The organism is Aromatoleum toluolicum, assembly GCF_012911005.2.
Taxonomy (GTDB): domain Bacteria; phylum Pseudomonadota; class Gammaproteobacteria; order Burkholderiales; family Rhodocyclaceae; genus Aromatoleum; species Aromatoleum toluolicum.
In genome coordinates, this window is sequence record NZ_WTVS01000007.1 from 1 (window position 1) to 23,125 (window position 23,125).

Genomic DNA, 23,125 nt, shown 5'->3' on the forward strand with positions numbered 1-23,125 from the left:
CCCTTCTTCTGCCACCGGATAGCTCGTCGAGGATTCGAACATCACCATGGCCAGGCTCGCACACAGCGACTGCAAAGAGACTCGGCGCGGCTTGAGCACCCGCCCCGACTGCTGTTCCGTTAGAAGCATGACACATACACAAGCACCAATCCATTCGACATATTCATATATAATAGTCGATTTTAACGACGTAGGCATTTCCTTGCCCAACCCCCGGCACCGTGACTTCGCCAATATTGTTTGCCGCCCCGGCCGCATACTTCGCGCTCGTCTGCATCGGACTGGCGCTCATCCGCTATCCGGCGCGGCGACGCACGTTTCTCACTGGCGGTGCTGCACGCACGCGTGAATTCGCCGCCGTACTGCGCAGCATGTTCCGCGACGCCACAAGGCGCGTATTGGCAGGCTTTCGCCTTGTGCGGAACTGCGGCGCTGGCATTTCCACCCCGTTAATCGAAAACCGCCCGGTGGCAATTTCCGCCATCGCGCTCGCCGTCCTTCCGCCCTTGGTCGTAATTACCCTGTCGCAACGCGCGATCTTCGAGTTCGCTCCGGACACCGCGCTCCCCGACCGCAAGATCGCAGCGCTTCTGAGCGGCGAGCATCTCACGCCCCCGCCTCCGCTTCCGCCCGCCGTCTTTGCCACGACCGAAGTCGAAATGCTCAGACCATCGCTCGGGTCCGCCAGTCGCGAATGGAATCTGCTCGACGACCAGTTCCGGCAACGCCTGCTCACCGTGTTCGCACTGCTCGCCGAACAGCATGGCTACCAGGCGGTACTCCTCGAAGGCTATCGCAACCCGGAACGGCAGGCGGAACTGCTGCTGCGCGGCCCAGCCGTCACCCAGGCCGGCCCGAACATGAGTTATCACCAGCACGGCCTCGCCGCCGATGTCGCATTCCTGCGCGACGGCAGACTCGTCATTTCCGAACGCGACCCCTGGGCCATGCGTGGCTACGAACTCTATGGCGCCCTTGCGGAGGCAACCGGCCTGACCTGGGGCGGACGCTGGAAGATGATGGACCTGGGGCACGTAGAGCTGCGCCGGCGTGAAGCCCTTCCCGACGGGCGCTCCTGAAGCGCAGCCCCGTCAGCACAACACACCAGCAACTACGAGGATCCATTCCGCATGGCACGTCCGTTCATTGTCATCGGCGACCGGACCGATCACGGCGGCACCGTGATCGGCGCTTCACTCAGCAGCGACTGCAATGGGAAAGGCATTGCGCGCGTTGGGGATCAGGTGACCTGCCCGCGCAAAGGTCATGGCCGCGTTACTGTCATTGCGACGGGGGATCCGACCACCCTCATCGACGGGCGTCCGGCCGCGCGCCATGGCGACAAGACCGCCTGCGGCGCGACCCTGATCGCCTCGCAGGCGCTCACCGTCGACTGAGAACGGGCCGCACCCATGTTCACCTACGCACTGAGGCCCATCGTTCTCGTCCTTCTCGCGACAACACTGGTCTGGACGCTCGTCCTCGGCTGGTGGCGGGCCGCGGGATACGAACCCAGCACGATCGACGTCGCTACGCATCTGGTCCTCTTGCCGGCAACACTTCTTGGCGGCTTCTGGCTCCTGCGCACCTTCATCGAACACCTTCGCCTTCCGCCCCGCACCGACGCGAACGGGTCCGCTCTCCTCGCAAAGGCAACGACCGCCCTCGCAGGGTCTGCAGCGTCCAGTGCGACGCAACGTCCGCATGCGCTCCTGATCGCCTTCGCACTGCAGTGCGCGCACGGCTCGGATCCGGCGCAAGTGCTCGATGCGGGCAAGGAAGGTTGCACGCCTCCGCTCGACGACCGCCTCCACGACGCGCACGGCTTTCCCGTATTCGCCGCGCGGGTTGCCGATCTCGCGACTGAAGAACTCGACGAAACGCTGAACGATCATTCCGTCGACATGCGCCGGATGGCCCGTGATGAGGACAGGCGTGCGCTGGCAATGCTGCATACGACACTCCCCCGCGCCCTTGACGAAATCGCGGAATCCATCGCACCCGATCCTGAAGCGATCCGGGCTGTGTTCTGGCTATCGGATCGGGACTGGCCGGACGAACACCGCGCAAACTTGGCCGCCTGGCTACGGCGCGAGCACCTCGCTCCGCGCGGAATCGCCCGGGCAGACGTTCGATTTCGCCACTTGCAGGACGACGCTCATGCCTTCGAGACCATCGACGAGTTGATCACGGAGCTGAACCGTCAGGAATCCCCGGCAATCGTGCTCGTGATGGGCGCCGTGTCACATGTCGGCGAGGAGACGATCGCGACCTGGGAGGCCGGATCGCATTTGTTCACCGCGAACACGCAGGATGGCCGGATTCCCGGCGAGGTGGCCGCAGTGCTGTTGCTCGCGAACGCTGCTGGAGCCGCCCTTGCCGGGCGCCAGCCATTTCCCCGCCTATCGCACGCCGCATCGGGCAGAAGCGCGCGCGCTGGCGATGCCGGAGCAAGAACCGATAGTTCGCTCCTGGAACGCTTGATCGACACCATCCTGGCCGATACGCGCCTCGACGCGGCACAGATATCGAAAGTGCTAGCCGACGCAGACCATCGTGCCCCGGTGACAAAGGAGCTCCTTCGGACGCTATCGGAACGGTTCCCCGCGCTCGAGCCACTGTCGGACACACTCAGCCTCGGCCCCGCAACAGGCTTTGCCTCGCCGATCGGCGGACTTGTCACGCTGCTTTGTGCCACTGAGGCCGCCAACGCGGCCGATGGCGTCGCTCTGTGCCTGACCTGTCAATCCCCTAATGCACGCGCGGCCATGATCGTCGACGCCAGCCCGCTAGCTTCCATGTCGCCCCCGCAAACGCCAGCCTCCGCTCCTGACGCCACCTGACCGATGTATTCAATCCGCACCTTTCTGACCGACTCGCGCACGCTCTCCTTTATCGGCGTCCTGGCCCTTGCGGCCTTCGTCATGCTGGGCGCCGAAACGCTGGAACTCGCATTGATATGGGCAGCGATCGCCTCGTGCGCCCTCCTCGCGATCTGGATCGCGGTCTGGGCGTGGCGGCGACGCCGGGCCGCGCTCGCCGCTTCCGCGCTCGAACGGATGCTCGATCCGCGGACGGGCGATGGCGAAGGCCGGACGAAGGCAGAAATCGAAACCCTGCGGCGGCGCATGAAGGAAGCCATTCGCACGATCAAGACATCGAAGCTAGGACTGGTCTCCGGACGCGCCGCGCTGTATGAGCTGCCGTGGTACATCACGATCGGCAACCCTGCGGCTGGCAAGAGCACGGCCGTAGTCAATTCGGGGCTCACCTTCCCCCTCGGCGATGCCGCAGGCAGCGTCGTGCAGGGACTCGGTGGGACGCGCAACTGCGACTGGTTTTTCACCACGGAAGGGATCCTCCTCGACACGGCCGGCCGCTACTCCGTCCATGAAGAAGACCGCGAGGAATGGCTGGGCTTTCTCGACCTGCTGAGAACAAATCGACCGCTCGCGCCGATCAACGGAATCATCGTCACGGCGAGCATCGGCGAGCTGCTCCGCAATCCCCCGGGCTTCGCAATCACGCTCGCCAAGAACCTGCGACAGCGCGTACAGGAACTCACCGAACATCTGGAAGTGTTCGCGCCGATCTACGTGATGTTCTCGAAGGCCGATCTCATCGCGGGGTTCAACGAATTCTTTCAGGACGTCGACTGGAACGAGCGCGACCGCGTGTGGGGCGCCACGTTGCCCTACGAGACCAACGGAAGCAATGACGCCTTAGGGCTGTTCGACCGCTACTTCGATGAACTCTACGAAGGGCTGCGCGAGATGAGCGTTGCGCAGATGTCGATTGCGCGCGGCGAGCGCATGGCACCGGGACTGCTCACTTTTCCCCTCGAATTTGCGGCGATCAAGCCGGTCCTGCGCTCCTTCATCGCCACGCTGTTCGAGGAAAATCCCTTCCAGTTCAAACCGATCTTCCGCGGCTTCTACATCACCTCGGCGATACAGAGCGGAGAGACGCCCAGCAGCTCCAGCGACCGCGTGGAAAAGCGCTTCGGGCTTTCGGGCGAAGGTCCGGCCGCAGCCCGGATCGCATCGAACAACGGCTTCTTCCTGAAGGACCTATTCTCCAAGGTGATCTTCGCCGACCGCAACCTGGTACGGCACTATGCCTGCAGGCGAAAGAAGCGCCTGCATCACGCCACCTCGCTGGCCGCGGCGGCACTGCTGGGCGTTGCGCTGGCAGGCTGGAGCTGGTCGTACGCGAACAATCGCAGCCTCGTCGAAAACGTCCGCGCCGACCTCGATCGGGCTGTCCGCCTTCAGGAAGAGCGCATCGACCTGCAGTCACGGCTCGAAGCGCTCGAACTCCTTCAGGATCGCATTGCGCAGCTTGAGCGTTTCGAAAGGGAGCCCTCCCGGTCGCTCGGGCTCGGTCTGTTCCAGGGCAAGGAGGTGAAATCCAGACTGCTCGAAGAGTATTACCGGGGCATCACCGAAATCATGCTCCGTCCGATCAGCGAGAGCATCGAAGGCTTCCTTGCCGCAGTCAATCGCAACGCCGGCCATCTGCGACAGACCGACAGTGCCGACCGGGAGACAACCGCCAACGCGTCTCCGAACGGGCAACCTTACAAGGAAGCCACACCGACCAGCGTCGAGGACGCCTACAACGCCCTGAAAACCTATCTGATGCTGGGCGACAAGTCTCACACCGAGGTCGGCCATTTCTCCGATCAGCTCAGCCGCTACTGGCGCACCTGGCTGGATGCCAATCGCGGTTCCATGCCACGGGAAAAAATGATGCGCAGCGCAGAGCGAATCATCAGTTTCCACCTGCAGCATGCGAACGATGCCAACTGGCCAACCATCGCGGGGAAGCTTTCCGTGATCGACGAAACACGCGGGACGCTGCGCCACGTGGTTCGCGGCATGCCTGCAATCGAACGCGTCTATGGGGACATCAAGGCGCGCGCGGCCACCCGCTTCCCCCCGGTAACGGTGGCAAACCTCGCTGGCGCGGATGACGCGGCTCTTGTCAGCGGAAGTCACGTGATATCGGGTTCATTTACCGTCGAAGCCTGGCGAGGCTATGTCGACGCCGCCATCAAGGACGCTGCCACCGGAGAATTGCGCAGTACGGACTGGGTCCTGGACACCAGCGCGAAGGACGACCTGTCCCTCGCCGGCAGCCCGGAGCAGATCCAGAAGATGCTCGTGGCGATGTACAAGAAGGAGTACGCTCAGGAATGGCAGAAATTCGTCTCCGGCATCGGCGTCGCCGGGTTCGACGGTTTCCCCGCCGCCGTGGCAGCGATGAATCGCCTCGGCGACGCGACTGCCTCACCCTTGGGGAAACTGCTGCGCACCGTGTATGAACAGACCGCCTGGGACAATCCGGGGGTGACCCATGCCGTAGCCGAGCGCGCGCAGAAGGGCTTCATCGAGTGGTTCAAGCAGTCGATCCTGCGAATGTCGCCCGCTCCGGTCACGCTCGACGTGTCCTCGACCACGGCGACGACCGCCAGCCCGATGGGCGCCATCGGCCAGGAATTCGTCGGCCTCAGTCGTCTGCTCGCGCGGCGGGACAGCGGGGAATCGATCCTGGACCTCTACCTGCGCCGGCTCTCCGGACTGCGGACCCGCCTCAATCTCCTCGCCAATCAGGGCGACGCGGGTCCGGGCGCGGTCAAGCTGATGAGCGAAACGATCGAGGGCGGCAATTCGGAGCTCACAGACACGCTGCGGTTCGTGGACGAACAGATGCTGACGGGGATGCCCGACAACCAGCGCGAAGTGCTCCGCCCGCTGCTCGTGAGGCCCCTGCTGCAGACCTTCGCGGCGCTGATTGGCCCGGCCGAGCGCGAACTCGACAAGAGCTGGAATGCCAACGTGTATGAACCATTCGGACGACAACTTGCGGGGAAATATCCGTTCGACGCCACCTCGGGCATAGAAGCTACGCCGGCCGAAATCGCGCAGATCTTCGGTCCGGAGGGCGCAATTTCGAAGTACGCCGCGACAAGCATCGGGACGCTGATGGTGCGGCGCGGCGACTATATCGAAGCACGGACCTGGGGCGAGCTCGGCATCCGCCTGCGGCCGGATTTCCTCGCCGCTTTCCCGGACTGGGTCGCGCCGCTGGACGGCAGCAGCACCACACACGCGGCGGCGGTTGCGCAGACGAGCTTCAGACTGCTGCCGCTGCCCTCGCCGGGCACGACCGAATACACAATCGAGATCGACGGACAACGACTGCGCTACCGCAATGGGGCCGCCCAGTGGGCAACCTTCGTGTGGCCGAATCCGGCGGGGACCCCGGGCGCACGGGTCACCGCAACGACCTTCGAAGGGCAGGAACTCGAGGTCGCGAATTTCAGCGGGCGCTTCGGACTCGAAAAGCTGATCAACTCCGCCACCCAAACCCGCAATGCAGACGGCTCCTTCAACCTCATCTGGCAAATGGGCGAGGTCTCGGTACCGGTCACACTCAAGATCGTAAGCAGCCCGGACATGCAGACGGGCAAGACCACCAGCGCCAAGGGCAACCGCAATGCTCCCCTCCCCTCCAGCGTGGCGGGCGAGACAGTGAAGGCACAAGCCGGCGCCGAAGCCGGAAGCCCCACCAAACTCGCAGCCACGACTCAGGAACGGGGGAGTCGGCCATGAAGGGCTCCACCATTCACGCCACTGGCTATTTCGGCAAGCTGCCGGCGCGCGGCGATTTTGTGAAGGGCGGGGGATCGGCACAACTGATCGCGATGCTCGACCGCTGGATCTCGGAAAGCATGAACCTGCTGTCGGCCGATCCCCGTTGGCGGATTCCATACGACAACATGAGCCCCGTCCACTTCGCCTTTGTCGGGCCGCGCAGCCGCCTCTCGGTCGTCGGCCACCTTCAGTCGAGCCATGACGCGTCCTCGCGACGCTTTCCCTTCCTCGTCGCGTCGACCATCGAGTCGGAGGCCGGGCATGTCCACCCCGGGCCCCTGGCCCTATCGTCGCTTTGGGAAAAGTTCGGGCACCTCGTCGGTCTTGCCCGATCGGCCGACGAACCTGCCTCCATGCTGCACGCCCTCGCTCGCATCGACTGCGCACAGGAACTCGCGCACATGGCACAACCGTCCGGCACCGACGCGATGCCCGATTCAATCACCATTGCGGATATCGACCGCCTGCTTGGACACGACGGCCACGCTGGAAGCACGCGCCGCATCATCCTGTCCCTCGGCGTGCTGCTGCGACCGCTGCTCGGCAGCGACAGGCCGACGATCGAACGCGGCCTGCGCTTGCCCTTGCCGAGCGAGATCAGGCTGCGTGACGCACTGGCACAGGTCTGGGTGAACCTCATCAGCGGCTTCCTCAGGAATACCCCTTGCGAACTCCAGCTGCTGCAGGCGCCGGTTGCCGGACGCAATACGCTCGTCGTCGGTTTCAACGGCGCGTCGCCACTGCCGCTCGTCAGCCTGATCTCGCACGGGAGCGCGCCCGACGCCGTCGTGAGCCTCGAAGCCCCCGAATGGATAGACACGCATCCCGACCTGACCAGCGACTACGGAATCGCCAAGCTGTCGAGCTATCTCGCGCAGCCCGGGACGACCCTCGCCACAGCGCTCTCCACCTTCAGGGAAGTATTTCTCGGAGAATGATCTTGAAGTTCAGTTCAGCACTCGCGGCCGGACTGCTCTATGCCACGGCAGGCATGAGCGCACAGCCCACGCAAACCCCCGCACCGGACGGAATGGTGTACGTCACCGGAACGGTACCCGACGAGAACGCACGCGTGGCAATCATTTCGCGCCTGCGCGACCTCTATGGAGCCGACAAGGTCATCGACCGCCTCGATTCGGGGGGGGTGGTCTCCCCACCCGACTGGACCGGCCACGTCGTGAAGACGCTTGGTAACAGCATCCGCAACGTGCGCCAGGGACAGCTGGAGGTCAACGGAACCCAGGTCACAATCAGCGGCAACGTCGCCAACGAATCGCGCCGGCAGCAAGTGGCCAGCGAGATTGCGACTGCGCTGAACCCGACCTACACGGTGAATAACGGCCTGCACGCGCCAGCCGGCGCCCAGGCGCTGCTCGATCAGACGCTCGCGGATCGTGTCGTCGAATTCGAAAGCGGATCCGCAATCCTGACGCCAACCGGCATCGCCATTCTCGACGAAATGGCGGCAGCCATTGCCAGACTCGATCGCCCCCGCGTCGACATCATCGGGCATACGGACTCCACCGGAAACCGCATGACCAACATCACGCTGAGCCTCGCCCGAGCCGACGCGGTCAAGACCTATCTTTCCGGCAAGGGTATCCCGCCGGCGGGCCTGAGCGCACTGGGTGCGGGACCCGACCGGCCGGTGACGCCGAACGACACGCCGGAAGGCCGCGCGCGCAATCGCCGGATCGAATTCCGGCTCGCCGAATGAGCCCTGCCGGGCCGTTCAGCGTCCCGGCGCTTCCTGGGTCACGAGCCCGAGCAACTCCTCGACATGGGAGAGCGCCCCGTCGTCCCTGACCACGGTCCGCAGCCACTCGTGCAGCGACATCTCGCCCCAGCGCGCCGCCTTGTCGGCTAGGTAGGCCACCGGACTGTGGGGCTCGGTGCGCCGGAAGAAATCCGCCACCTCCCGAAGCCGCGCTATCGCATCGGCACGCGTTGCAATCGGCCCGGGGCCTGCGTCGCCGGATGCAGGCTCGCCCCCCAGGTTCCACCCACTTTCTCCGGGCAATACAGCGCGCGACTGCGCGGTCGGGGCCGGGGCATCGCCGCCGAAGCGCCGCAGGGTGTCATGCACCTCGATCAGGGCCTGGCGCAGGTCGTCGAAACCTGGACCATCCAGACCGAGCCTGGCATCCACGACCCGTTCGAGCTCGTCCAGCGCCTGCCTTGCCGTTTCCGCCTCCCCCGCCAGACGGACGAAAAATTCGCGGGGCGTATCCTGGCGCGCCGCTTCAAACTGGTCGAGCGTCACCGGCGCCGCGCGCATGAGGAATTCCGCGTCCTGCGGGTTGCGCTCCAGGCTGGCCGCCAGATTGCGTGCGGATTCCAGGTCCGCCGTCGAGAACCGCCCGCGTATCGAATCGGTCACGGGCGTGTCGCGAATGATGCGGCGAGACTGGGTCACCAGCCAATCGAGATTGCCGGCACGCATCTCCTGGTCACCATCGTCGGGAAGCGGATGGATCTCGTCCCAATACTTCTCGCACAGTCCGGCCACCAGCCGATAGCCGTCGGCAAGGCCGGCAAATCCGCGTGTCTTCGCCACGGCTTCGGTCAACCAGACGGCGACACGGAGATCTTTCGCGCGGCATGCCAGCGCGTCCTCACACAGACGCGCAACGCGCGGCCAGTCGGCCTCCTTCAGCGGTCTCACCCATTCGCCCTGGCTCACCGAAGGATCGTCGCAGCGGCGCGCCTCCTGGATCTCGTCGAAAAGCGCGGAGAAGGTGAGATCTTCGCCGCAGCGATTGCCGGCTAACGGTCGAAGCAGTGCATCGAAATCCATGGACGGTTCCGGTTGAGGGCAAACCGCCATTTTACATGACGAAGAAATAACCCCGGCAGCATGCCGGAGTGTTTTCAGCCGTGCTGGATGAGCTCGATCTTGTAGCCGTCCGGATCCTCGACGAAGGCGATGACCGTCGTGCCGTGCTTCATCGGACCTGCCTCGCGCACCACCTTCCCGCCGCGTGCCCGGATCTCATCGCAGGCACGGTACGCATCGGGTACCGCCAGCGCGATATGGCCGAAGGCATTGCCCATCTCGTAGGAATCAACGCCCCAGTTCCAGGTGAGTTCGATGACCGCCCCTTCGGACTCGTCCTGATAACCGACGAAGGCCAGGGTGAACTTCCCCTCGGGGTAGTCATGGCGGCGCAGCAGCCGCATTCCGAGCACCTCGGTGTAGAACTTGATGGAACGATCGAGATCGCCGACACGCAGCATGGTGTGAAGCAGTTTCATTTCAGCAGTCCTCTTCAGTCTTCGGCAATGAGCGCCGCATCGGCGCCATCGATAACGGGCAACGCACGCCCGGCATCGCGTAGACGCACGCGCGCGGCCTTCCAGTCCGGATACAGCGCGTCGACCACGGCCCAGAACCGCGGCGAGTGGTTCATTTCCGCGAGATGTGCCACCTCGTGGGCGACGACGTAGTCGATAAGCGTCGGCGAGAGATGGATCAGCCGCCAGTGCAGCCGGATACCGCTGCGGCTGCTGCAACTCCCCCAGCGCGTGCGGGCCGACGACAGACGCACCGCAGGCACCGCATGGCCGAGGCGGTAACAGAACTCCGCCACGCGCTCGCCAAACCAGGGCAGGGCGCGAGCCCGCAGGGCGCGGACAAGCGCCTGGCGTGCCCCCGGGCCGTCGGGTAACACAAGCTCTTCGACGCCGTCTGCACCGAGGCGCCAGCGCGCCGAGCGCCCCCCCTGCCCGAGGCGCATGCGGCACATCTCGCCCAGAAGCGGAAACAGGGCGCCATCCTCGACCATCATCACGGCCGGCGGAACCCGAACGGCGAGCTTCCCGAGCAGCCAATCATGGTGGCTGCGGATGAAACTGTCGATCTCCGCCTGCGTCGCGGGCCATGGCACGGCGACACGGACACCGCGGTGATCGACCTGCAGCGCGAAACTGCGTCGCGGAGAACGCCGCAGCACGTATCCGAGATCCCGCTCACCCAGACGGATGCTGCGCGATTCCTCGCTCGCGGGGCGTGACTGGCGCAACAGGCCGGCCAGTCGGCTCACGCCTTCTCCTGCCATGCGTATCCGCGCGCACCGACCTCTGCACGGATGCGCGCCATCGCCGTCGCCACGCTCGCGGCGGGGCCTTTCACGCCGAGCTCGATGGTCCGGACCTCTCCCGGCGCAGTCGGCACGCTCGGCAGACTGAACAACTCCAGATCGGGAAACTCCGTCGACACGTACTCCATCAGATCGACCAGTTTTCCTTCCACCGCGTCCAGGACCGTGATCGCCGCTTCGGTGTAGTCATCTGCATGGTGCAGGTGACGAAACTGCGTATCCAGCACCCATTCGACCATCGGCCAGGCCATCACGGGGAACCCGGGCACGAAGTGATGCCCGCGGATCGAAAAACCCGGTACCTGGTTGTACGGATTCGGGATGATCGCGCTGCCCTGCGGATAGGTTCCGAGTTGCAGGCGATGCGGCGTAATCTCGGCGCCGAATTTCTCGCGCAGGATCGCCTCGGCCTCGGGATGCAGCGCGAGTTCCAGGCCCAGTGCGGTCGCCGCGCACTGACGCGTGCGGTCATCCGGCGTGGCACCGATGCCACCGAAGCTGAACACGACATCGCCGGTTGCGAAGCTTTCACGCAGCGCCGCGACGAGCCGCTGCGCGTCGTCGCCGACGTAACGCGCCCAGGCAAGCCGGAGTCCGCGCGCGCCGAGCATCTCGACGAGTTTTGCCAGATGCTTGTCGCTGCGCCTGCCGGACAGGATTTCGTCGCCGATGATGATTGCGCCGAACGCCATCCCTTACTCCCGCGACTGCGGCACGGGCGGGGCATCGAGGACGGTTACGCCCCGTTCGATGCGCTCACGCCGCAACGCCTCGAGCATGAGATGGACAAATGCAAGGCCGCAGAACGCGGGCGCCACGAGATTGACGAAGGGCACATAGGCAAGCAGTGCGCAACCTCCTCCAAGCAGGAGCATGGACGTCCGCTGCACCCGCGGCAGCCGCTTGAGTTCCTCACGGTCGGCATGCAGCATCAGAGCGTCATAACCGAACGCACGCTGGTTCAACCACGCGGTCAATACGACAGACGCGACAAGCCCCGCCCCGGGTATCAGCCACAGCGGCAACGAAACGACCATGCCGAGCAGGAACAGCAGCCCGGCGATGATTGCATTCCACGCACTGCCCAGGTTCGAGCCGCCGCGACGCAACTCCAGCTCGCCATAATCCTTCAACGCTACCCGCTCGAGCATCAGCGGCAGCGCGAACACCGCGACCAGAAGCGCCGCGGTGACGTAGATCAGCGGCAGGAACGCCAGCGCGAGGGCGATCTCGACGACGATCAGCGTCGCAGTCGCACCGATCTCCGACGTCGCGATCCATTCGCCGACAAAGGCCCATCCCTGGATCCAGCTCACGATCGTATCGACCAGCGTCGACCACGACAGGACGGCAATCGTCATCCACACGACCAGGGCAACCAGGCTGGGCCACACGAGGTGGATGAATACTCCCTTTCGCCCGAGACTGCGCAACGCCCGACCGAACGCAAGCAGGATCTCGCGCATCGCCCTTCTCCGCTCAGCGCATCATGCCGGGCAGCATGCCCTTCATGCCGCGCATCATCTTCTGCATGCCGCCCTTGGAGAACTGCTTCATGACCTTCTGCGTCTGCTCGAACTGATTGAGCAGGCGATTGACTTCCTGCACGGTCACCCCTGCCCCGGCAGCAATGCGGCGCTTGCGGCTCGCCTTGAGGAGTTCCGGCTTGGCGCGCTCGAGTGGCGTCATCGAATTGATGATGCCCTCGATCCGCCCGATCGCCTTCTCCTCAACGCCGCCCTGAAGCTTTCCGGCCATCTGCGAGAACTGCGCGGGCAACTTGTCCATCATCGAAGCAAGGCCGCCCATCTTGCGCATCTGGCCGATCTGCTCCTTGAAGTCGTTGAGGTCGAAGCCCTTGCCGGTCTTGAGCTTCTCGGCGAAGGCACGCGCTTTCTCCTCATCGACCCCGCGCCGCGCGTCCTCCACCAGACCGAGGATGTCGCCCATGCCGAGAATCCGGCTGGCCATGCGCTCAGGGTGGAATTCCTCCAGGCCGGTGAGCTTCTCGCCCACGCCGGCGAACTTCAGCGGCTTGCCGGTCACGTGGCGAACGGACAGCGCCGCACCGCCGCGCGCATCGCCGTCGAGCTTGGTCAGCACGACACCGGTGAGGGGCAAGGCCTCGTTGAACGCGCGCGCCGTATTCACGGCGTCCTGGCCGAGCATCGCGTCGACCACGAACAATGTTTCCACGGGATTGATCGCGGCATGGATCGCCTTGATCTCGTCCATCATCGCCTGATCGATCGCGAGCCGACCGGCCGTATCGAACAGCACTACGTCATAGTAGTGGCGACGCGCATGATCGATGACCGCGAGGGCGATATCGACGGGTTTCTGGTCGGGCGTCGTCGGATAGAAATCGATCCCGGCCTGCGCGGAGACCGCCTTCAGCTGCTCGATTGCGGCGGGTCGATAGACGTCGGCCGAGACTGCGAGGACCTTCTTCTTCATCCGCTCGTGCAGCAGCTTGCCGAGCTTGCCGGTGGTGGTCGTCTTGCCCGCGCCCTGCAGGCCCGCCATCAGGATCACGGCCGGCGGCTGCGTCGCGAGGTTCAGACCGACGTGGGAACCGCCCATCAGGGCCTTCAGTTCGTCGTGCACCACCCCCACAAGGGCCTGGCCGGGCGTCAGCGACCCGACGACTTCCTGGCCGACGGCCTTCTCCTTCACCCGCGCGATGAAGTCCTTGACCACAGGCAGAGCCACGTCAGCCTCGAGGAGCGCAAGGCGCACCTCGCGCATTGCATCCTGGATATTGTCTTCGGTGAGGCGTGCCTGGCCACGCAGGGTCTTGACGACCTTGGAGAGGCGCTGAGTGAGATTGTCGAGCATATTGGCTGGGGCCCTAGGCCTTGGAGTAAACTGCGGGGAACTATGCAAACCATTCTACTTCATCTGTTCGCCGCGACGCTCTACGCGGTACTGGGTGCCCACTTCTGGCGAGTCACGGCACAGGCAGCGCCGAATCAGCCGAGGCGCAGCATGTCGACCGCGGAACGGCTCACGATGTTCGGCGCGATCCTTGCCCATGGCTGGGCACTGCAGGGAGAACTGTTCCCCGGCGAAGGCATGCGTTTCGGCTTCGGGTTCGCCGTATCGCTGGTCATCTGGCTGGCGGTGTGCTTTTACTGGATCGAGACTTTCTACGCCCGCCTCGACGGCCTCCACGGCGTCGTCGTCGCCGCTGGCGTGGCAGGCAGCCTGCTGCCCCTCGGCTTTCCGGGGCAGCATATCCTCGTGAATGCCGGCAGCCCCGGATTCCGCGCCCACTTCATCATGGCGATGCTCGCCTACAGCGTATTCACGCTGGCAGCCCTGCACGCGATGCTGATGGCCATCGCGGAGCGGCAGCTGCACAGCGGACGGCTCACCAGGACGTTCGCGAACCTGCCCCCGCTTCTGACGATGGAGACGCTCCTGTTCCGCCTGATCGGAATCGCGTTCATCCTGCTGACGCTCACACTGAGCTCGGGGGTTGTGTTCTCGGAAGCACTATTCGGACAAGCCTTCCGCCTCGACCACAAGACGGTCTTCGCAATCGTTTCGTGGCTGCTTTTCGGAGCCCTGCTCGTCGGACGGCGCGTCTGGGGCTGGCGCGGACGCGTCGCGCTGCGCTGGACGCTGGCCGGCTTCATTGCGCTGGTGCTTGCGTACGTCGGCAGCCGTTTCGTACTCGAGGTGCTTCTCGGACGCACCTCCTGATCCCGGACAGGCGGCCCGGACTGCCGCCAGACGTATCGACCGCGGCCTTTACAATTCATTACGCGGCGGGCAAGATCAAATGTCAGTTAGCTAAGACCGGGACATGGCAGCAAACCCCCAGACCGCCCTGAGCGGACTCGCGCGAGCACTGATCCAGCACGGCCGGCTCTCCGAAGCCGATGCGGTGGCGTGCACCAAGAGCGCGGCAGCCGTCCCGAACGGCTTCATCCTCGAACTTGCGCAGCGCAAGCTCCTGAACACCAAGGCCGTAGCCTGGTTCGCAGCCGAAACTTTCGGCTATCCGCTGCTCGATATCTCGTCGGTGGATCGCGCCAGCATCCCCCGCGACGCGATCGACCGCAAGCTGATGGCCAAGCATCAGGTCGTCGCGCTGGGCAAGCGCCAGAATCGCCTCACCGTTGCGACGGCCGACCCGTCCAACATGCGCGCGCTCGACGAGATCCGCTTCCAGACCGGAATGCAGGTCGACCTCATCGTCGTCGAAGCCGACCGCCTGGCACGCCTCGCCGAAACACTGTCCGAATCGACCGAAGACACGCTCAAGGATTTGACGGGCGAAGAATTCGACATGGACCTCCTGCAGGACCAGGAGACCGCGGAGCAGGCAAGCGAGGACGCCTCAGCGGAAGTCGATGACGCCCCGGTCGTCAAGTTCATCCAGAAGGTCCTGATCGACGCGATCAACGAAGGCGCATCCGACATCCACTTCGAGCCGTACGAGAAGTACTACCGGATCCGCGTCCGTACCGACGGCATCCTGCGGGAAATAGCGCAGCCGCCGCTGATCCTGAAGGAAAAGATCGCGGCACGCATCAAGGTCATCTCGCGTCTGGACATCTCCGAGAAGCGCATCCCCCAGGACGGACGCATGAAGCTCGTCCTGTCCAAGAACAAGTCGATCGATTTCCGCGTGTCGTCGCTGCCGACCCTGCATGGCGAAAAGATCGTAATGCGTATTCTCGATGCATCCTCGGCGATGCTGGGGGTCGACGCGCTCGGTTACGAGCCGGAACAGAAGAAAGTGCTGCTCGACGCGATCGAGCGTCCGTACGGGATGATTCTCGTGACCGGCCCAACCGGCTCGGGCAAGACCGTGTCGCTGTACACCTGCCTCAACATCCTGAACAAGCCGGGCGTTAACATCTCGACCGCCGAGGATCCCGCGGAAATCAACCTGGCCGGCATCAATCAGGTCAACGTGAACGACAAGGCCGGTCTGACCTTCGCCGCGTCGCTTCGCGCCTTTCTGCGTCAGGATCCGGACGTGATCATGGTCGGCGAAATCCGCGACCTCGAGACCGCCGAAATCTCGATCAAGGCGGCGCAGACCGGCCACCTGGTGCTATCGACGCTGCACACCAACGACGCCCCGACCACGCTCGAGCGCCTGCGCAACATGGGCGTCGCGCCGTTCAACATCGCATCCTCCGTAATCCTGATCACCGCACAGCGCCTGGCGCGACGGCTGTGCACGTGCAAGCAGCCGGTGGACATCCCGGTCGAAGCCCTGCTCGAAGCGGGATTCAGCGGCGAAGACCTCGACGGCAGCTGGCGCCCGTATGGCCCTGTCGGGTGCGAGCGCTGCAAGGGCAGCGGCTACAAGGGGCGCCTGGGTATCTACCAGGTCATGCCCATTTCCGAAGAAATTGCCCATATCATCATGACTAACGGCAATTCGATGGACATCGCGGCTCAAGCTCAGCGCGAAGGCGTGCGCGACCTGCGCCAGTCCGGTCTGCTGAAAGTGAAACAGGGTGCGACCTCGCTCGAGGAAGTGCTCGCCACAACCAACGAATAGGGAACATCGAAAGCTCATGGCGACCACCACCCGAGCCAGAGGCGCCGCCACCGGCCCCAAGGAAACCCTCTACACGTGGGAGGGCAAGGACAAGAACGGCAAGCAGGTGCGCGGCGAAATGCGCGCGAGCGGCGAATCGGTCGTTCAGGCCACGCTGCGCCGTCAGGGCGTGCAGGTCCTCAAGGTCAAGAAGGCCAAGATGTCCCGGGGCCACAAGATCACCGACAAGGACATCGCGCTGTTTACGCGCCAGCTGGCGACGATGATGAAGTCCGGCGTCCCGCTGCTGCAGGCCTTCGACATCGGCATCAAGGGGTCCGGCAACCCCAGCCTGGCGCGACTGTTGAACGAGGTACGCAACGACGTCGAAACCGGTTCCAGCCTCTCCCAGGCCTTCAGCAGGCATCCCGTGTATTTCGACAAGCTGTTCTGCAACCTCGTCGGAGCCGGCGAGCAGGCAGGTATTCTCGACGGACTTCTCGACCGCATCGCGACCTACAAGGAAAAAATCCTCGCGATCAAGGGCAAGATCAAGTCCGCGATGTTCTACCCGATGGCGGTCATTGTGGTCGCGGCGATCGTCGTGACCGTGATCATGCTGTTCGTAGTGCCCGAGTTCAAGAAGGTGTTCGCGAGCTTCGGCGCCGAACTGCCCGCCCCGACGATGATGGTGATCGGAATCTCCGACGCCTTCGTCGCGTACTGGTACATCATATTCGGCATCATTGCCGGGGTGATCACCGCGATCAGTTACACATACAAGCGCTCGACGGCGATGCAGATCGCACTCGACCGGATAATACTCAAGCTGCCCGTCGTCGGCGAGATCGTCCTGAAGGCAACGATCGCGCGCTGGACGCGCACGCTGTCGACGATGTTCGCGGCAGGCGTGCCGCTCGTCGAAGCCCTCGAGTCGGTCGGGGGAGCCGCGGGCAACTACGTGTACCTGACGGCAACCAAGCAGATCCAGACCGAGGTCAGCACCGGCACCAGCCTGACGGTAGCGATGCAGAACTCCAACGTCTTTCCCAGCATGGTCGTGCAGATGGTCTCGATCGGCGAGGAGTCGGGCCAACTCGACGCGATGCTCGGCAAGGTTGCCGACTTCTTCGAACAGGAAGTGGACGATGCGGTCGCCGGCCTGTCGACCCTGCTCGAGCCGCTCATCATGGTCTTCCTCGGCGTGGTCATCGGCGGCCTCGTCGTCGCGATGTACCTGCCGATCTTCAAGCTCGGCCAGGTCGTCTGACCCCTCCCTGCCGCCCGGCGCGCACATGCCGGGCGGCACCACGCAAGCCCTCCCATGCCAGACTTCCTCCGCGACCCGCTCCTGTTCACCTTCCTCGCAACGCTTCTCGGCCTTTTCGTCGGCAGTTTCCTGAACGTCGTGATCCATCGCCTGCCGCAGATGATGGAGCGCGAATGGCATGCACAGGCCGCGGAATTGCGCAACGAGCCCTCCCCGCAGCAGGACACGTTCAACCTCGCCACCCCACGCTCGCGCTGCCCGCACTGCGGGCACATGATCACGGCACTCGAGAACATCCCGGTCGTGAGCTACCTGATGCTGCGGGGGCGCTGCCGCCATTGCAGCGCGTCCATCAGCCGCCGCTATCCCATCGTCGAGATGCTGACGGCCGTCCTGTCGGGCTACGCCGCCTGGCATTTCGGTTTCGGCCTTGCGGCACTTGGCGCCCTGGCCTTCGTCTGGACGATGATCGCGCTCGCCTTCATCGACCTCGACACCCAGCTTCTACCCGACAGCCTGACGCTGCCCCTGCTCTGGCTGGGACTCGCGCTCAACCTCACCGGCACCTATACGGACATTTCGGCGAGCGTGATCGGTGCGATGGCCGGCTACCTTGCGCTGTGGTCGGTGTACTGGCTGTTCAAGCTCGCGACCGGCAAGGAAGGCATGGGCTATGGCGACTTCAAGCTGCTTGCCGCGATCGGGGCGTGGCTGGGATGGCAGATGCTGCCACTGACGATCCTATTCTCGTCGCTGGTGGGTGCAGCGGTTGGCATCGGCCTGATCGTGTTCGCGCGCCACGGCCGCAACGTCCCCATCCCGTTCGGCCCCTATCTCGCTGCGGCGGGCGTGCTGGCGATGTTCTGGGGGCAGACCCTGACGGAGCTCTATCTCGGCAAGCTCTGACACGGGCTTGAAGACCCGCCAGGTGCCCCCAAATGGGGCAAGAGCCGCCTTGCTCGCGCGCGACCGGTGGCTCCCTTCTCGCCAATGCTGCGTTGCGCTAGACTTAGACGCTTGATTTCCGGAGGTTGCCATGCCCATTTATGAATATCGTTGCGACAGCTGCGGGTTCCAGAAAGAACATCTCCAGAAGATGAGCGACGAGCCGCTAACCGTCTGCCCGTCCTGCAACACGGGCAGCTATCAGAAGCTGCTCTCCGCAGCCGGCTTCCAGCTGAAGGGCACCGGCTGGTATGCGACGGATTTCAAGGGCGGCAGTTCCACCCCGGCGAAGGCCGAACCCGCCGCTGCGCCGGCTGGCTGCGGTGGCGCTTGCGCCTGCCACCCGGGTTGAGGGCGACCGCGGCACGTGAAAAAGTACTTCATCACCGGACTGCTGATCTGGATCCCGCTGTCGATCACCTTCATGGTCCTGGCATGGATCGTCGGCACGCTCGACCAGATCATCGAATGGCTGCCTGACGGACTTCAGCCGCGGAACCTGCTCGGCTTCGACATTCCCGGCGCCGGCCTCGTGCTCGGCCTGGTCATTCTGCTGAGCACCGGCCTCGTTGCGGCCAACGTCATCGGGCAGAAGGTCGTCCGCTACTGGGAGGCGCTCCTTGCCCGCATCCCGGTGGTCAAATCGCTCTATTACGGGGTAAAGCAGGTTTCGGACACGCTGTTTTCGAGCTCCGGCCAGGCTTTCCGCAAGGCGCTGCTCGTCCAGTACCCGCGCCAGGGCTCGTGGACGATCGCCTTCCTCACCGGCAAGCCCGGCGGCGACGCAGCCACTCACCTCAAGGGTGAGCATGTCAGCGTCTATGTGCCGACGACACCGAACCCCACCTCGGGCTTCTTCCTGATGATGGCCAGGGAAGACGTGATCGAGCTCGACATGAGTGTCGATGAAGCCCTGAAGTACATCATCTCGATGGGCGTGGTGGCACCTCCCGCGCACGTCGCTCCAGCGCGCTCGGCGCTCCTGAATGAGTAACCTCGCGGCCCGCAGCGGCCGCGCCTTAGTTTCGGAACTGAACCCATGCGAACCAAGTACTGCGGACAGGTAACCGCCGCCGACCTCGACCAGACCGTGACCCTGTGCGGCTGGGTACACCGTCGCCGCGACCACGGCGGGGTCATCTTCATCGATCTGCGCGACCGCGAGGGCCTCGTGCAGGTCGTGTGCGACCCCGACCGCGCCGAAACTTTCCGTACCGCGGAATCGATCCGCAACGAGTACGTGATCAATCTGACCGGCAAGGTGCGCCGCCGCCCGGCGGGCACCGAGAATGCAAACCTCGTGTCCGGCGAGATCGAGGTGCTGTGCCACACCATCGAGGTGCTCAACGCCTCGGCGACGCCGCCCTTCCAACTCGATGACGACAACCTGTCCGAGAACGTGCGGCTGGTGAACCGGGTGCTCGACCTGCGCCGTCCGCAGATGCAGAAGAACATGATGCTGCGCTACAAGGTTGCGATGGCTTTCCGCCGCTTCCTCGACGCACAGGGTTTCATCGACATCGAAACGCCGATGCTCACGAAGAGCACGCCGGAAGGCGCCCGCGACTACCTCGTGCCGTCGCGCGTGCATCCGGGCCAGTTCTTCGCGCTGCCGCAGTCGCCGCAGCTCTTCAAGCAGCTGCTGATGGTTGCCGGCTTCGACCGCTACTACCAGATCACCAAGTGCTTCCGCGACGAGGATCTGCGTGCCGACCGCCAGCCGGAGTTCACCCAGGTCGATATCGAGACCTCGTTCCTGAACGAGACCGAAATCACCGCGATCATGGAGGACATGATCCGTTTCGTGTTCAAGGAAGCGCTCGCGGTCGACCTGCCGAATCCTTTCCCGCGCATGACCTACGCCGAGGCGATGCGCCGCTTCGGCTCGGACAAGCCGGACCTGCGCGTGACGCTGGAACTGACCGAAGTAACGGATGCCGTGCAGGACGTGGCCTTCAAGGTATTCAGCGGTCCGGCGACCAGCGGCGGCCGTGTCGCCGCGCTGCGTGTTCCCGGCGGCGCCGCCCTGACGCGCGGCGAGATCGACGAGTACACCAAGTTCGTCGGCATCTATGGCGCCAAGGGCCTCGCCTATATCAAGGTCAATGACGCCGCGCAGCCGAACGAGGCGGGCCTGCAGTCGCCCATCGTCAAGAACCTCCACGAGACCGCGCTGCGCACCATCCTCGAGCGCACCGGCGCGCAGTCCGGCGACCTGATCTTCTTCGGCGCCGACAAGACCAAGGTCGTCAATGACGCCCTCGGCGCCCTGCGCATCAAGCTCGGCCACGAAAAGGGCTACGTCACCGGCGATGCCTGGTGCCCGCTGTGGGTGGTCGACTTCCCGATGTTCGAGTACGACGAGGACGACAAGCGCTGGGTCGCCTGCCACCATCCCTTCACGAGCCCGAAGGATGACCATATCGAAATGCTCGAATCGAACCCGGGCGAGTGCCTGGCGAAAGCCTACGACCTGGCGCTGAACGGCTGGGAGATCGGTGGGGGCTCGGTCCGTATCCATCGTGCCGAGGTTCAGTCACGCGTGTTCGAGGCGCTCAACATCGGCCCCGAGGAGCAGCAGCTCAAGTTCGGCTTCCTGCTCGACGCACTCAAGTTCGGCGCCCCGCCGCACGGCGGCCTCGCGTTCGGCCTCGACCGCGTCGTCACCCTGATGACCGGCGCCGAGTCGATCCGCGACGTGATCGCCTTCCCGAAGACCCAGCGTGCGCAGTGCCTGCTCACCGACGCGCCGAGCGCGGTCGACGAGAAGCAGTTGCGCGAACTGCATATCCGTCTGCGCCAGAAGGTCGAGACGCAGGTCGAAGTCGCCAAGGCCTGACGATCCACGTACACGGCATAACCGGAGGGCAGATGGGCGACCATCTGCCCTCTTTGTTTGGGCGCTGCACGCCATAGACCACGGGATGCACGGAAAAGCTACAGAATTTCCCCGACATTGCCGTAAGCTTGGAAAACGCCCCGACATGGCGTCACCAGTACAGCCCGCAACGGAACCATGGCAGACCTCGAACGCCTGAACCTCCTCATCGTCGAAAGCAACCAGAGCATGCGCAGCCAGTTGCGGTCGATGCTCAACAGCTTCGGGATTGCCAACGTCAAGTTCGCTCCCTCCGCAGGCGTGGCCATCAGCCGCCTGCGCGACCGCCGCTACGATGTCATCCTGAGCGAATACAGCCTCGGCGATGGCCAGGATGGCCAGCATCTGCTGGAAGACCTGCGCAACAACGAGATCATTCCGCTCGACACCCTGTTCATCATGATCACGGGCGAGCGCAACTACGAGCGCGTGATCAGCGCGGCCGAACTCGCGCCGAACGACTACATCCTGAAACCGCTCACCCCCGACATGCTGCACATGCGGCTGCTGCGGGCGCTGGAGAAGCGCGAGACATTCCTGCCTGTCTATCGGCTCATCGAAGCCGGCGAAACGCAGCGGGCCATCGAGGCCTGCACGGCCCGGGCGGATACGCACCCGCGCTATCGCATCGATTTCCTGCGCCTCGAAGCGGAGCTGCACGCCGCGCTCGGACATGCGGAGCAGGCGGAAACCATCTACCGCGAGATCCTGGCCGCGAAGGTAGTACCGTGGGCGCGGCTCGGCCTGGCCAAGATGTTGTTCGCAAAGAAGGACTACGCGGCCGCGGAGGAGATCCTGAGCGCATTGGTGGCTGAAAACAGCCGGTACGTCGATGCCTACGACTGGCTCGCACGCACGCGGGAGGAGACGGGGCGCATCGAGGAGGCGCGCGACGTCCTGACCAGCGCGGTCGCCCTTTCGCCTCACCGTCTGGGGCGCCTGCGCCATCTCGGCAGCGTCCAGCTTGCCGCCGGAGACGCTCCCGCCGCCGAGCGGACCTTGGCGGAGGTCGTACGCAAGGGCAAGTACTCCGATTTCCGCAATCCGGAGGACCACGTGACCCTGGTCCGGGCGCAACTCAGCCAGGGCCGTACCGAGGAAGCGCAGTCGACGATCCGCGACCTCGAGTCGAGCATGGGGGGGATGGCTGCGACGCCGGTTTGCGCCTCGCTGTCGAAGGCGCTTTATCACACCAGCACCGGCGCTGCCGATCTCGCGCAGGCTGCGCTCCAGAACGCGCTGCAGGCCGGCGCCGCCCTGTCGTCCCTGTCGACCGACATGAAGCAGGAATTGGTGAAGGCCTGCCTGGACAATCACATGGAGGCCGAAGGCAGTCAGCTGGTGATCGACATCCTGCGCAACGCCGCAGACGAACGCACGGTGGAGAAGACCCGCGCGATCCTCAAGGAGCGAGGGCACGGCGATCTGTCGAACGAGCTCGAGGAGCGCGTGCATGTCGAGGTGCGTGGGCTGATCAGCGCTGGCGCCGACATGGTCAAGGCGGGCGACTTTGACGGCGCAGTGCGGGAGATGATGGCCGCGGTGCAGAAGATGCCGGGAAATCCGCACGTGCTCTTCAACGCGGCGCTCGCCCTGTTGCGGCACATCGAGAACCGCGGCTGGAACGAGCGCCTCGCGGCCCAGGCTCGTGGCCTGATCGCGCGCACACGGCGGCTGGACCCCAGCAACCCGCGCCTCGATGCGCTGAGCGGCTTCATGCAGCAGCTGGTGCGGAAATACAATCCGCGCCAGGACAGCTGACCTCGG

Annotated in this window: 20 protein-coding genes; 14 read left to right on the top strand and 6 right to left on the bottom strand. The window is 64.5% G+C overall.

Features of this window, described 5'->3' with window-relative positions; all coding sequences use genetic code 11:
* Positions 1-467 precede the first annotated feature (467 nt).
* The 6 genes from GPA27_RS04745 to GPA27_RS04770 are packed head-to-tail and all read left to right on the top strand — an operon-like array spanning position 468 to position 8,376.
* A complete protein-coding gene (locus tag GPA27_RS04745; RefSeq protein ID WP_256222774.1) occupies positions 468-1,079 on the top strand; it encodes a M15 family metallopeptidase in 612 nt (203 codons plus the stop codon).
* Positions 1,080-1,130: 51 nt separating this feature from the next.
* A complete protein-coding gene (locus GPA27_RS04750) occupies positions 1,131-1,397 on the top strand; it encodes a PAAR domain-containing protein (protein ID WP_169138124.1) in 267 nt (88 codons plus the stop codon).
* Positions 1,398-1,412: 15 nt separating this feature from the next.
* Positions 1,413-2,843 carry a hypothetical protein gene (locus GPA27_RS04755; protein WP_169138126.1) on the top strand — a complete coding sequence of 477 codons (1,431 nt, stop codon included), beginning with the start codon at positions 1,413-1,415 and terminating at the stop codon, positions 2,841-2,843.
* 3 nt (positions 2,844-2,846) lie between these two features.
* On the top strand, positions 2,847-6,617 hold the full coding sequence (tssM, locus tag GPA27_RS04760; RefSeq protein ID WP_169138128.1) for a type VI secretion system membrane subunit TssM: 3,771 nt from the start codon (positions 2,847-2,849) through the stop codon (positions 6,615-6,617).
* Complete coding sequence (gene tagF, locus GPA27_RS04765; protein WP_169138130.1) at positions 6,614-7,597, top strand: type VI secretion system-associated protein TagF; 984 nt, start codon at positions 6,614-6,616, stop codon at positions 7,595-7,597. Before tssM ends, tagF begins: the two co-directional genes overlap by 4 nt.
* Positions 7,594-8,376, top strand: coding sequence for an OmpA family protein (locus GPA27_RS04770; protein WP_169138132.1), 783 nt, complete (start codon positions 7,594-7,596; stop codon positions 8,374-8,376). Before tagF ends, GPA27_RS04770 begins: the two co-directional genes overlap by 4 nt.
* A gap of 15 nt (positions 8,377-8,391) precedes the next feature.
* On the opposite strand, the gene tssA is transcribed toward GPA27_RS04770, so the two are convergent.
* From tssA to ffh, 6 genes are all read right to left on the bottom strand, one after another.
* Positions 8,392-9,456, bottom strand: coding sequence for a type VI secretion system protein TssA (gene tssA / locus GPA27_RS04775; protein WP_211164832.1), 1,065 nt, complete (start codon positions 9,454-9,456; stop codon positions 8,392-8,394).
* A 74-nt stretch (positions 9,457-9,530) separates the two neighbouring features.
* A complete protein-coding gene (gene gloA / locus GPA27_RS04780) occupies positions 9,531-9,914 on the bottom strand; it encodes a lactoylglutathione lyase (protein WP_169138135.1) in 384 nt (127 codons plus the stop codon).
* A gap of 14 nt (positions 9,915-9,928) precedes the next feature.
* Positions 9,929-10,702, bottom strand: a complete 774-nt coding sequence (locus GPA27_RS04785; protein WP_256222775.1) for a M48 family metallopeptidase — start codon at positions 10,700-10,702, stop codon at positions 9,929-9,931.
* Complete coding sequence (locus GPA27_RS04790; RefSeq protein ID WP_169138139.1) at positions 10,699-11,451, bottom strand: competence/damage-inducible protein A; 753 nt, start codon at positions 11,449-11,451, stop codon at positions 10,699-10,701. The genes GPA27_RS04785 and GPA27_RS04790 overlap by 4 nt, the downstream gene beginning before the upstream one ends.
* Before the next feature lie 3 nt (positions 11,452-11,454).
* Entirely contained in the window at positions 11,455-12,225 is a 771-nt protein-coding gene (locus tag GPA27_RS04795; protein ID WP_169138141.1) for an EI24 domain-containing protein, read from the bottom strand.
* Positions 12,226-12,238: 13 nt separating this feature from the next.
* On the bottom strand, positions 12,239-13,597 hold the full coding sequence (ffh, locus tag GPA27_RS04800; protein ID WP_169138143.1) for a signal recognition particle protein: 1,359 nt from the start codon (positions 13,595-13,597) through the stop codon (positions 12,239-12,241).
* A gap of 42 nt (positions 13,598-13,639) precedes the next feature.
* Between ffh and GPA27_RS04805 the strand changes: the two genes are divergently transcribed.
* From GPA27_RS04805 to GPA27_RS04840, 8 genes are all read left to right on the top strand, one after another.
* On the top strand, positions 13,640-14,467 hold the full coding sequence (locus GPA27_RS04805; RefSeq protein WP_169138154.1) for a cytochrome C assembly family protein: 828 nt from the start codon (positions 13,640-13,642) through the stop codon (positions 14,465-14,467).
* Between the two features lie 103 nt (positions 14,468-14,570).
* Positions 14,571-16,286: a type IV-A pilus assembly ATPase PilB gene (gene pilB / locus GPA27_RS04810; RefSeq protein ID WP_169138156.1), complete on the top strand. Its 1,716-nt coding sequence runs from the start codon at positions 14,571-14,573 to the stop codon at positions 16,284-16,286.
* A gap of 16 nt (positions 16,287-16,302) precedes the next feature.
* A complete protein-coding gene (locus GPA27_RS04815; protein WP_169138158.1) occupies positions 16,303-17,535 on the top strand; it encodes a type II secretion system F family protein in 1,233 nt (410 codons plus the stop codon).
* 54 nt (positions 17,536-17,589) lie between these two features.
* The gene (locus tag GPA27_RS04820) at positions 17,590-18,441 is read left to right on the top strand and encodes a prepilin peptidase (protein ID WP_169138160.1); all 852 of its coding nucleotides are present in this window, start codon (positions 17,590-17,592) and stop codon (positions 18,439-18,441) included.
* 130 nt (positions 18,442-18,571) lie between these two features.
* Positions 18,572-18,832, top strand: coding sequence for an FmdB family zinc ribbon protein (locus GPA27_RS04825; RefSeq protein ID WP_169138162.1), 261 nt, complete (start codon positions 18,572-18,574; stop codon positions 18,830-18,832).
* A gap of 15 nt (positions 18,833-18,847) precedes the next feature.
* Positions 18,848-19,474, top strand: coding sequence for a DUF502 domain-containing protein (locus GPA27_RS04830; protein ID WP_169138164.1), 627 nt, complete (start codon positions 18,848-18,850; stop codon positions 19,472-19,474).
* Between the two features lie 45 nt (positions 19,475-19,519).
* A complete protein-coding gene (gene aspS / locus GPA27_RS04835; RefSeq protein ID WP_169138166.1) occupies positions 19,520-21,319 on the top strand; it encodes an aspartate--tRNA ligase in 1,800 nt (599 codons plus the stop codon).
* 177 nt (positions 21,320-21,496) lie between these two features.
* Positions 21,497-23,119 carry a response regulator gene (locus tag GPA27_RS04840; RefSeq protein WP_169138168.1) on the top strand — a complete coding sequence of 541 codons (1,623 nt, stop codon included), beginning with the start codon at positions 21,497-21,499 and terminating at the stop codon, positions 23,117-23,119.
* Positions 23,120-23,125 lie beyond the last annotated feature (6 nt).